Here is a 10985-nt window from a genome sequence, read left to right as displayed (position 1 = left end):
CAAATTCTCTGTATTTCCGACATTTATGCACCGGACTTGCGGTTGCACAATCCGCCTCTGTTCGGTATAATAAAAAGCAACAGCAAAAGGGAGGCTTTATCTTCATCATGGAAAAAAACATCAAAAAAATCGAAGATATGTCGCTGAATGCCTGGCCATCTCACAAAATGGAGCTTTACGATGGCTGGATCCTGCGATTTTCTTATTTCTATACACATCGTACCAACAGTGTGGAACAATTTGGAAACTCTACGCTTCCATGGCGTGAAAAGGTTGCCTACTGCGAAGATGTTTACAAACGTCTGGGATCTCCTGCTATCTTTAAGATCAGTCCGCTGGTATCTCCGGATTTTGATTATACTCTCGAAAACCGCGGTTATGAGATCCAGCATGTAACTGAAGTCATGACGCTTCAGCTGAGTGATGCACGTCTGGATGCGCCATATTCTGCCGTAACGATCACGGATGAGATTCCGGATATCTGGATCACAAGTCTTTTTGATCTGAAAGGAATGACAAACCCGATCCACCGGGCCGTTGTTCCTTCTATGTATCGTGCCATTCCCAAAGAAACGATCTGTGCTTCCATCTGGAAAGAGGGGAAGATCATCGCTACAGGACTTGGTATCCTTGACCGTGACTACATCGGAATCTACGCGATCCATGTAAAGGAAAAATATCGCGGACAGGGATTTGCACGCCAGATCTGTACTGCACTTCTCACGGAGGGCATGAAAAAAGGTGCTGAAAATGCCTATCTTCAGGTCGTTCAGGGAAATACCGCTGCCAAACGACTGTATGCATCTCTTGGCTTTACTGATTTTTATACGTATTGGTTCCGTGTGCAGCCTAAAGCTGTAACACAGAAAGGAGTTTCATGAAAAAAATACTGGTGGTCTGTATCGGATCACTTTTTCTGATCACTTTATCCGGCTGCAGTCTGGGAGATATTGTTGATCGTTTCTCAGATTCAGAAGATACACAGATTCAGGACATCAATCCTGGAAGCACCCGTGTATATATGGATGAGATCCGGGGTACTCTTCAGTATTTTACCGGTAATCAGCTTACTCTTCTCAGCGGATCGGATAACTATGTCTTTGATATTTCCCAGGCAACTCTGGAATGTTCAGACGGAATGCTCTGTGGCGATGCTGTCAGCGTAATCTACGAAGGGCAGCTTGACAGTACGGATACAGGCGCTGTCCGCGTGCTCAAAGTTGTTGACGACTATCATGATACTTCCGAAGTAAAAGAAGGAACTACGCGTGGACAGGTTCAGAATCTGACCGCCAATTCCATTACGATCAGATCTAAAGGTGGAAAAACCGTTACTTTCCCGATCACAGGAACAGAACAATATTATCAGGGCGGCATCAAAGCCGGCAATTGGGTTTATCTTCACTATAAGGGAGATTTTGGTCCAGCTTCAGCCGATGATCCAAATGTACTTGATGGTTCTCAGATGAAAATCTACAGTGTTTCTGATATTGATCCGCTCAATGTGCCTGCACCCACTCCTACTCCTGCACCTCAGGAGGGAGTTGAGATCAAACCGGAAAACAAACTCCGGGCTGTGATCCAGAACATTCAGACAAATATCCTTCAGGTATCCCCAGAGAATACCACAAACATCCTGAATCTGGACATGTCTGCAATTCCCTGTTATTTCAGTGGTGGAATCGAATCCGGAGCACATGTAAATGTAATTTATACCGGAGACTTCAATGGAACAACCCTTGATGGACTCACAATCCTCGGTATCACCGGAGATATCCCGGAAAACTTAAGTGAACGCAATACCGGCTTCACTATTTCCGGAGAAATTACTGCATCCACTGCCAACACCATCACCCTTCTGACTTCTGATGGCGTGCGGATCACCTGCAATACAGAAAGTGCCTCTAATGAATCCACTGGCGGACTTCTTACCGGCAGTTCCGTGAAGGTCACTTTCAACCCGGCCGATTCCAGGCAGACCAATATCTATACTGCATTAAAAATAGAAGACCTGTGAGATGATTTCTCACAGGCCTTTTTTACATTATTTTCTACGGAATCTTTCCCGGATCTCACATTCTCCATCCTGCAGCCACTCCCGCACTTCCGGTCTATCTCCCAGGATCTGGCAAAAAGCTTCATATTCCTGGCAGATTCCTTTACCATGTGACACCATATAGGCACCGGCATCGCTGCCGGGTGCTACCTTTACCTTCTTTGCAAACGCAAGACGTACCAGGTTCTCTGCCTGTACAATGATCGGCCTGAGGACCTCATCATCATACCTCCCACATCCGAGCAGATTTCGTACTGTTACAAGTGTCGGAACCCATACAGTATCACTGTCAGCAAGCATGGACAGCGTTTCTTCATCCATATAATTGCCATGTTCCAGGCTGTCCACGCCGGCTGCGATCGCAGCCCTCGTTCCATATACACCATTCGTATGACTCATGACCGCAAATCCTTCCTCATGGGCAATATGTACCATTTCTTTTACTTCTTTGGCCTCCAGCGGTTCTCCTGTCACTTTGCCGTGATTCTTAAAATCCAGAAGTCCTGTCGTCATGATCTTGATGAAATCTGCACCTGATTCTTTTGCCTCCAGAACTCTCTGATGGAACTCTTTCAGATCATCAAATCCACGTCCCACAATGGAGCCATAATGCCCGTTTTTGTGAATAGCAAAAACAGGAGTACGGTAATCAATTCCATACTTCGGGGCAAGTCTGGATGCCAGCATTGCCACTCCATAAGGATCGCCACCATCTCTCACAAAAGAAACTCCTGATTCCTGATATGCGCACAGGCATTCCCGGACAGCTTGTTCGTTGGCTCCTTCTCTGTGCAGATTCACCGCAGCCCGATAGTTTATACCATTCATCAATGCATGTGCGTGACATTCTCCAAACATCTTCTCTTACCTCAGATCACTGTTTGAAGAAGTGACGGATCTCATCTTCTGATGCCTTGACAGATCCCTGTACAAAGAATGGTTTTCCACCGCCGCGTCCATTTAATGCCGCATTCATCTCTTTTGTAAACTGACGCAGATCACCATTCTGTTCTCCTATCGCATATTTGTAACTTCCATCTCCATTTGCAGAAAATACGGCGCAGCATCCGCTGCATTTCTGCATAACCGCATCTGCCATTCTGCGTACCTGATCAGCTTCCAGTCCCTCATGGAAAAGAAGCACGCTTCCTGCATCTTCCCAGTTCTTTGCCTCTACTGTACAGAGTTCATCAAACATGTGGTTCACCTGGCCTTTGAGACGGAAATTTTCATCCTGCAGACGTGCCACTGCTGCCGCGGTCTCTCCAATCTTTGCAGAAAGTTTCATGGATACCTGACGGTTTTGATCATTTACCATATTCAGATAATCCATCACTCTCTTTCCACAGATCATGGTCAGACGGATCCCCTCATGGAAGTTTTCTACTGTCAGGATCTTGACTGCGCCAATCTCACCAGTATGTGTCACATGTGTTCCGCAACATGCACAGAGGTCGGAGCCCGGAAAACGTACCAGGCGCACCTGTCCGGTCAGTTCCTTCTTGCTTCTGTAATCCAGTTTGTCCAGTTCTTCTCTGGATGGGTAAGTAATCTCTACTTCACTGTTTTCCCAGATCTTACGGTTCGTCTCTACCTCAATTTCAGCAAGCTGTGCCTCACTCAGTACGCCGCTTAAATCTACTGTGATCACATCACTGCTCATATGGAATCCGACATTGTCGTATCCGTAAGCTTCATGTACAAGCCCGCTGACAATATGTTCACCGGAATGCTGCTGCATCAGGTCAAATCTTCTGTGCCAGTCAATCTTTCCGGTAACATCACTGCCTGCTTCAATCGCTTCTTTTGTATAATGGATGATCTCTCCATCTTTTTCATGTACTTCCAGAACTTCCACATCATTCAGTATACCCAGATCATATGGCTGTCCGCCACCTTCCGGATAAAAAGCTGTCTGGTCCAGAATGATCTCATAACCTTTTTTTCCTTCTCTGCATTCCAGAACTTTTGCGGTAAATTCTTTTGTATATACATCTTCATAATATAATTTTCTTGTCTCACTCATTGCTGTAATATCCTTCTTTCTTATGTTTTAAGAAATGATTTGTTTCTGTCTTTTCTGCACTTTAGTATACCACAGCTTCACTTTCCTGAACAGAAAAATACTGCTTTCAAAAACGAAAAAAGACAGGCGAGCATAACGCATCGTCTGCCTTCTCTCATATATTTTAATTAAAAGGTAAGGGTGTATTTTTCAACGCTTATCTGAGCTTTTCCATCTGCTGCAAAGCTGATATTATCTGCTTTCTGAGGAGTAAACAATACCATTGTTGCAGTCTGACTTCCGTCATTGATAAAAATCTCTACGCTGAATCTGTCCATGAGGATTCTCAAAGTCACTTCACCGTCTGCCGGTTTTACCTGAATATCTCTTGTATGAAGGATGTCATACATATATCCACTGCGGCTGCGGTCAAGAGAGAGAACTTCTCTTACCGGATCATAAGTGATCGTAGAATCATAGGTTTCATCAGCAGCAAGCTTAATGGTGAACTTTTTGAACTCATCTGTTACCTTCAGCTTCACTGTCATATCAAGCACACGTCCGTCTACACCATTCAGAACAGTTTCATCGGAGATTTCCACATCCTCATAGTGAACATGTTCTCCACGATAATTTTCAATCTCACGAACCGGCTGCTGAATGAGTTTTCCATTACGGTAATTGATTTCCCTCGGAACTGTCATCTGCCCGAAATATTTCACACCATCCGGAACAAATTTGGAATTCGGCCATGCCTGCATCCACGCGATCATCACGCGTCGGCCATCCGGTGTCAGCATACTCTGCGGAGCATAGAAATCAATTCCACTGTCAAGCGGCTGCACATCCTCTCTGATAAACTGATGTGTCTTTTTGTCATAAGTTCCTGTCAGATAAATGACACTGTGACCTACGTGGAACTTCAGACCATCCGGCATCATCGCCATCGGGCTTACGACCAGGACATGCTTTCCATCTACTTCATAGAAATCCGGACATTCCCACATTTTTCCAAGTTTTTCATCACTGTGGTCAAGTACGCATACATACTGCCACTGAAATGCATCTGTACTTCTGAAAAGAAGGATCCGGCCGTTTCCATCGTCCATCATATTTGCAACAACTGCATAATAAAATCCATCCTCATCTTTCCAGATCTTAGGATCACGGAAATCAACTTTGCTTCCGCCTACGGGAATATCATCTCCGGTAATAACCGGATTCTTTTCATATTTCTCGTAATCTGTTCCATCACCCACTGCCAGACACTGTGTCTGGTGTGTTGGAAGTTCTCCATTGGCCATTGGAATATCACTTACATATCCAACACCTGTATACATCAGAAGATGTCGGCCATCCGGAAGCTCAACACCACTTCCGGAGAAACATCCGAAATTATCATAGGATTCTTCCGGAACCATGGCAAGTGGAAGTCTCTCCCAGGTGATAAGATCCTTACTTGTCACATGTCCCCAGTGCATCGGCCCCCATTCATTAGAATACGGATGATACTGATAAAACAGATGATATTCATCTTTATAAAAGGAGAATCCATTTGGATCATTGATCCATCCGGAACCACCTGTCACATGATAGCAGGGACGTTCTTCCGGAGAAATTCTTTTTAACTGTTCCTGCTCAAATTCTCTTGCCCTCATTAATTTCTCTTTACTCATAATACTTTATCTCCCTGTTATTACTGTTTTCCATCAACCTTTAATTCCTGATGATGCAATGCCTTCAACATAGTATTTCTGCATGAAGATAAACATAATGATCATCGGGATTGCAGATACGACAAGGGCTGCCATGATCGCACTGTAATGTACCGGCTGTGTTCCAAAAAATGACTGAACTGCAAGCTGGATCGTACGCTTATCTTCTCCTGTCATAACGAGGAATGGCCACATAAAATCATTCCAATGTGCTACAAAATCAAGAATAAATACAGTTGCGTATACTGTTTTGGAGATTGGCATAACGATCTGGAAAAATGTTCTGATCGGACTACAGCCATCAATTGCAGCCGCTTCAATCAGATCATCCGGAACGTCACAGAAGAACTGTCTGAACATATAAATAGAAAAGCATTTTGCAACAAAAGGAACAACCAGTGCTGCAAGTGTGTTTACCCAGCCGAGCTGAGACATTTCAATGTAAAGTGGGAGCATGATTGCTTCCATCGGCAGTACCATCAGTGCAATTACAAGATTCAGAACTGCACCTTTTCCTCTGAATTCAAATTTAGCCAATGCATAACCGCACATGGAGTTTACAAGCAGATCCAGAACAAGGATCAGTGCAATATAAAGCAGTGTATTTTTAAATACCAAAGGCATATTCAGTCGTGAAAATACTTCTGCATAGTTATTTAAGGATGCCTGAACCGGTAAAAAAGTAGTCAGCGAATCCATATTTGCAAAAATCTTAGCTTCTGGTTTCAGTGATGCGGAAATCATCCAGATCAGAGGAGATACAAAGATGATACCGATGATAATATTTCCAAAATAGAACATGAATTTTCCAAATGCATTAGAAAACCTCATTGATTTTTTCATATTTATATCCTCCTTTCTCAGTCTGTTGCCGCAGTTACTTTCTTCATCGCCATAGACATACATACAACGATCACAAAGAATACAGCTGCGATCGAGCAGGCATAACCAAAGTTACCTTTCTGGAAGCCCTGTGTATAAATGTAATACACAAGAGTCTTTGTGGAGTTTTTCGGTCCACCCTGTGTCATGATATATGGCTGTGTAAAAAGTTTCATTGCCTGGATCATAGTGATCATAATTACGTATTTAATAGTTCCCTTCAGTCCCGGGAGCGTGATGTAAAGGAACTGTTTAAACTTGGTTGCACCATCTACAGATGCTGCTTCGTACTGGTCCCTCGGGATTCCCTGAAGACCTGCCAGGAAGATCATCATCTGATAACCGGCACCCTGCCATGCAGACATAAAGATGATGGAGTTCATCGCTGTATTTGCATCACTCAGGAATTTGATCGGGCTCATTCCAAGAGATACAAGGATTGAGTTGATCAGACCTGTATTTGGATTTGCATTGTAAAGTACTGACCACAATACGGAGATAACTACCATGGATGTAAGCTGTGGTGCAAAGTACATGGTACGGAAGACTGCCACTCCACGGAACTTCTTTGAAACCAAAAGTGCAAGAGCGAGCGCAAGTGCACACTGACAAGGAACAACAATTACTGTAAAATAAACGGTATTTTTTAATGCAAGCCAGAAGTTTTTATCACTGAAAAGCTTCTGATAGTTTTCAAAACCGATAAATTTCATTGCATCAGGTCTCATGATCTGATATTTAAATCCTGAAAAGTATACGGTATAGATCATTGGTACAACAAGAAATGCAATCAGAAGAATTACTGCCGGTGCTACGAATATATATGCAGCTACTCTTTCATCACGTTTACGGCCGGTAAGCTTCTTTTTTTCTGCCTTTGCCATTGCCTTTCCCCCTTTTCCTTTTTAAGAAAAAGCAGAGCCGCACCGCTTTTATGCCGATGCGGCTCCGTCTTCATTAATTTTCTTATTCAGCGTAATATGTTTCGTAGTCTTCTGTAAATGTGTCAACTGCTGTATCAAGCTCGGACTGAACATAATCTGTATCTACTTCTTCATTACTTGCTGCATCAGAGAAAATGTTTGTCATTGCTTCTGCGTAGGCAGATGAGAATGTAGCATAGGATGGTGTTCTAGGACGCGGAACTGCTGTGTTTTCAAGCTGATCTACAATAAGAGCTCTTGCTCCTTCTTTGTACTCAGTCATTGCTTCTGTTTCATAAGCAGAAGAACGTGTTGCAGGTTTTGCAATTGCTGCTGCATATGTTGCTACGTTGTCTGTGTTCATCAGCCATGCCAGGAATTCACCAGCTGCATCTGCATTCTCGCAGTCTTTAGAGATTGCTGCAGACCAGTCACCGCATGGAGAAACTGCTTTTTTAGTTTCAGCATTTACCGGATAGTAAGTTACACCCCAGTCAAAGTCAGCATTCTGTTCAAGTGTTGCAATTTCCCATGAACCACCGAGCATTGTTGCACATGCGCCATTGAGGAATTCGTCTGTGATCGGTTCAACGTTTGCATATCCTTTAGCGATCAGATCTGCAAGCCATGATGTTGTGTTTACTGCTTCTTCACTGTTCACATATCCATCGGCTTCTTTTCCATCTTCGCTGATATAATCTTTTCCAGCGGAAAGATACAGCGGTTCAAGAGCATATGGCAGTCCTTCGCCGTGATCCATGATGATGTGTGTTCCTACATAATCATCTGTTGTACATTTTTCAGCGATTTCAGCAACTTCATCTGTTGTCAGTGGGTTTTCAAGTGTACGGGAGTCAAGATCGTCTGTATCTACACCACATTCTTTGAGGTAATCTTTGTTGTAGTAGAATGCTACAGAAGATTCTGTTGCACCTACAGCATATAATTTGCCATCATATGTATTCTGCGTCATTGAAGAATTTACGAAATCTGCTTTATCCTCATCTGTAAAATAATCATCAAGCGGAACTGTGATGCCATTAGCTGCATAGTAGGAAACCTGAGGTCCGTCTACATAGAAGATATCCGGAAGATCATTAGAGGTAACTGCTGTAGCAATTTTGTTATCATAAGCATAAGAATCGGAACGGTCGATTGCTTCACGGCTTACCTGGATTTCTGGATGATCTTTATTCCACTCTGCAATCTTATCTTTCCACCATGCTTCAATTGCTTCTCTGTCAGTAGGACTCCAGATTGTGATATTTGTTACATCGTCTGCGAATACCGGTACAGTTGTTACTGCTCCGGAAATTGCAAGTGCTGCTGCCATTGCTAAACTAATGGTTTTTTTCATTTTAATTATCCTCCTTTTAAACTCTGTTTCCACCGCGCGAAAGGAAATATTGTAGAACGCGTTCCACGTGCTTTAAAAAAATTTTTTCGTTCTTAGTACTTTTTAATTGTTTGTGTGGAAGCCGTTCCATATCGTGTTTTTATAATATCCTTTCTATCCTGATTTGTCAACCGATATTCCACAAAAATCCTTCCAAAAACACATTTCCGTGCATTTTTATAATTTTTTATATTTGTTTTTGTATATTATGCACAAGCTAAAACGACATAATTTTAACAAATTCTCAGCATAATATAAAAAGCAGATAAAGGCAATTTATGCTTTTATCTGCTTCTGAAAAATCTGCTTCATTATATGTAATTCCTAGATTTCTCCGGTAATTTCCACCGGATAGGTGCTTTGACCCTGCTGTAACTCCACTGATAGTACCTTTCTGTGTGGAACGCGTTCCTTTCCATCAATCAAATCCAGCACGGTTCTCGCACAAGATTCTGCCAAAAATTTAACGTTTTGACAGATTGCTGTCACCTCCGGATAGCAAAGCCTGCTGACATCCATTCCATCGTAAGTGATCACTTTCAGATCTTCCGGCACTCTTTTTCCTGCCTGTATTGCAAGATGCATATAACACAGTGCAGGCTGATCTGCCGCAAACACACCATCAGCATCCGGATATTTTTCTATTGCTTCTTTTGCAGCGTCCCAGTAGGACTGATGGTCAAATTTATTCCATTCCATCTCGATATTCAAGACTTCTATTCCATGTGCTTTCAATGACTCTTCAAATACTGTATGCCTGTCATTGGCAGCTACGTTCGGTGCGATACCTGTTATTTGTATGATCCGCTTACATCCGTTTTTGATCATGATCTCAGCTGCAAGCTTTCCTCCATACAGATGGTCTGACCCAATTATAGGAATTTCCGGTCCGAAATCCTGATCCAGAGCAACTATCGTATGCTTTCTGTTCGCATATTCAGTTTTATGGAGTGTATGTGCACCGGTAATGATCCCATCTACCATATTTCGGTCGAGCATATTCAGATAATCACGCTCTCGATTACTGCTTCCGACCGTATTACAGATCATTGTTTTGTATCCCAGTTTATAAAGCGAAAGCTCTGTTTCCCGTGCGAACGCGGAGAAAAAAGGGTGGTCAAGATCCGGAATCAGAACACCTATTATTCCTGTCCGATTACGAAACAGATTTCTTGCCAGTTCATTTGGTGTATATCCCAGTTCTTCGATTGCCCGTTCTATCTTTTTGCGTGTATCAGCAGACACATATCCGCTGTCATTGATAACTCTCGACACAGTACCGACTCCTACTCCGGCTCTCTGCGCCACATCTTTCATACTTGCCATTCTTACTTAACCTTTCATACTGCCAGTTACCGTTCACAGTAACTGTTCCTGTCAATAATACCAATTTTCTTCCTTCGCACGGTTGAAATCGCATTATAGATTTTAATATCGTATAAGAGAGTATAACACAGCCAAATTTTCTTTACAATTAACATAATGCGCTATATATGGAGCCATTTTCGTTTTTTCGTCAAAAAAAGAGAATCACTATATAATAGCAATTCTCTTTTTAACTCTATTTATGGCCTTTGGAACCCTGATATCATTTTAATTCTTTTGTTACACGGAGCCGGGTCATGGCTCTTGCAAGCGCAGCCTGACTTCTGTGATATTCTACAATACTCTGCTGCTGACGGAGCTGCTCTTCAGCACGATCACGAGCCTCTTCAGCTCTTCGGATGTCGATTTCCTCCGGACGTTCTACCGTCAGACAGAACAGTTTTGCACGGTTGTTGATCATCTCTACAAACCCGGAACTCACTGCCACTGTCTCCCAATTTCCTTTCGCATCCTGAAAACGAAGCTCTCCCGGAACAATGGCACAGATCATATTCGCATGATGAGCAAGAAATTCTTTCTGTCCATCTTCCGCCGGTATGATCAGTGACTGCGCTCTTCCGGAAAAGAACTGTCTGTTTGCAGCGTATATCTCAAGACCGAATGTATTCTGCATAAGCCTCAC

10 protein-coding genes are annotated in these 10985 nt (G+C 42.9%); 2 read left to right on the top strand and 8 right to left on the bottom strand.

Annotation, left to right across the window (positions count from 1 at the left end; genetic code table 11):
- Positions 1-107 precede the first annotated feature (107 nt).
- Together NQ503_RS02135 and NQ503_RS02130 are read left to right on the top strand one after the other, a co-directional pair.
- Complete coding sequence (locus tag NQ503_RS02135) at positions 108-881, top strand: GNAT family N-acetyltransferase (RefSeq protein WP_005425886.1); 774 nt, start codon at positions 108-110, stop codon at positions 879-881.
- Positions 878-2017, top strand: a complete 1140-nt coding sequence (locus tag NQ503_RS02130) for a hypothetical protein (protein ID WP_005425884.1) — start codon at positions 878-880, stop codon at positions 2015-2017. The genes NQ503_RS02135 and NQ503_RS02130 overlap by 4 nt, the downstream gene beginning before the upstream one ends.
- Positions 2018-2044: 27 nt before the next feature.
- Here NQ503_RS02130 and NQ503_RS02125 read toward each other — a convergent pair whose 3' ends face one another.
- From NQ503_RS02125 to atpC, 8 genes are all read right to left on the bottom strand, one after another.
- Complete coding sequence (locus NQ503_RS02125) at positions 2045-2914, bottom strand: amidohydrolase family protein (protein WP_005425882.1); 870 nt, start codon at positions 2912-2914, stop codon at positions 2045-2047.
- Between the two features lie 16 nt (positions 2915-2930).
- Positions 2931-4082 carry an alanyl-tRNA editing protein gene (locus NQ503_RS02120; protein ID WP_005425880.1) on the bottom strand — a complete coding sequence of 384 codons (1152 nt, stop codon included), beginning with the start codon at positions 4080-4082 and terminating at the stop codon, positions 2931-2933.
- Between the two features lie 167 nt (positions 4083-4249).
- Complete coding sequence (locus NQ503_RS02115) at positions 4250-5737, bottom strand: glycoside hydrolase family 32 protein (RefSeq protein ID WP_005425877.1); 1488 nt, start codon at positions 5735-5737, stop codon at positions 4250-4252.
- A gap of 33 nt (positions 5738-5770) precedes the next feature.
- Positions 5771-6619, bottom strand: coding sequence for a carbohydrate ABC transporter permease (locus NQ503_RS02110; RefSeq protein ID WP_005425875.1), 849 nt, complete (start codon positions 6617-6619; stop codon positions 5771-5773).
- 17 nt (positions 6620-6636) lie between these two features.
- Positions 6637-7542: a carbohydrate ABC transporter permease gene (locus tag NQ503_RS02105; protein ID WP_005425873.1), complete on the bottom strand. Its 906-nt coding sequence runs from the start codon at positions 7540-7542 to the stop codon at positions 6637-6639.
- 82 nt (positions 7543-7624) lie between these two features.
- Entirely contained in the window at positions 7625-8938 is a 1314-nt protein-coding gene (locus NQ503_RS02100; RefSeq protein WP_227234128.1) for an ABC transporter substrate-binding protein, read from the bottom strand.
- 363 nt (positions 8939-9301) lie between these two features.
- The gene (locus NQ503_RS02095) at positions 9302-10303 is read right to left on the bottom strand and encodes a LacI family DNA-binding transcriptional regulator (protein ID WP_005425867.1); all 1002 of its coding nucleotides are present in this window, start codon (positions 10301-10303) and stop codon (positions 9302-9304) included.
- A gap of 262 nt (positions 10304-10565) precedes the next feature.
- Positions 10566-10976, bottom strand: a complete 411-nt coding sequence (gene atpC / locus NQ503_RS02090) for an ATP synthase F1 subunit epsilon (protein WP_005425864.1) — start codon at positions 10974-10976, stop codon at positions 10566-10568.
- Between the last annotated feature and the right edge of the window lie 9 nt (positions 10977-10985).

This window comes from Blautia obeum ATCC 29174 (genome assembly GCF_025147765.1).
GTDB classification, from domain to species: domain Bacteria; phylum Bacillota; class Clostridia; order Lachnospirales; family Lachnospiraceae; genus Blautia_A; species Blautia_A obeum.
This window is presented reverse-complemented; position numbering and strand designations above follow the sequence as displayed.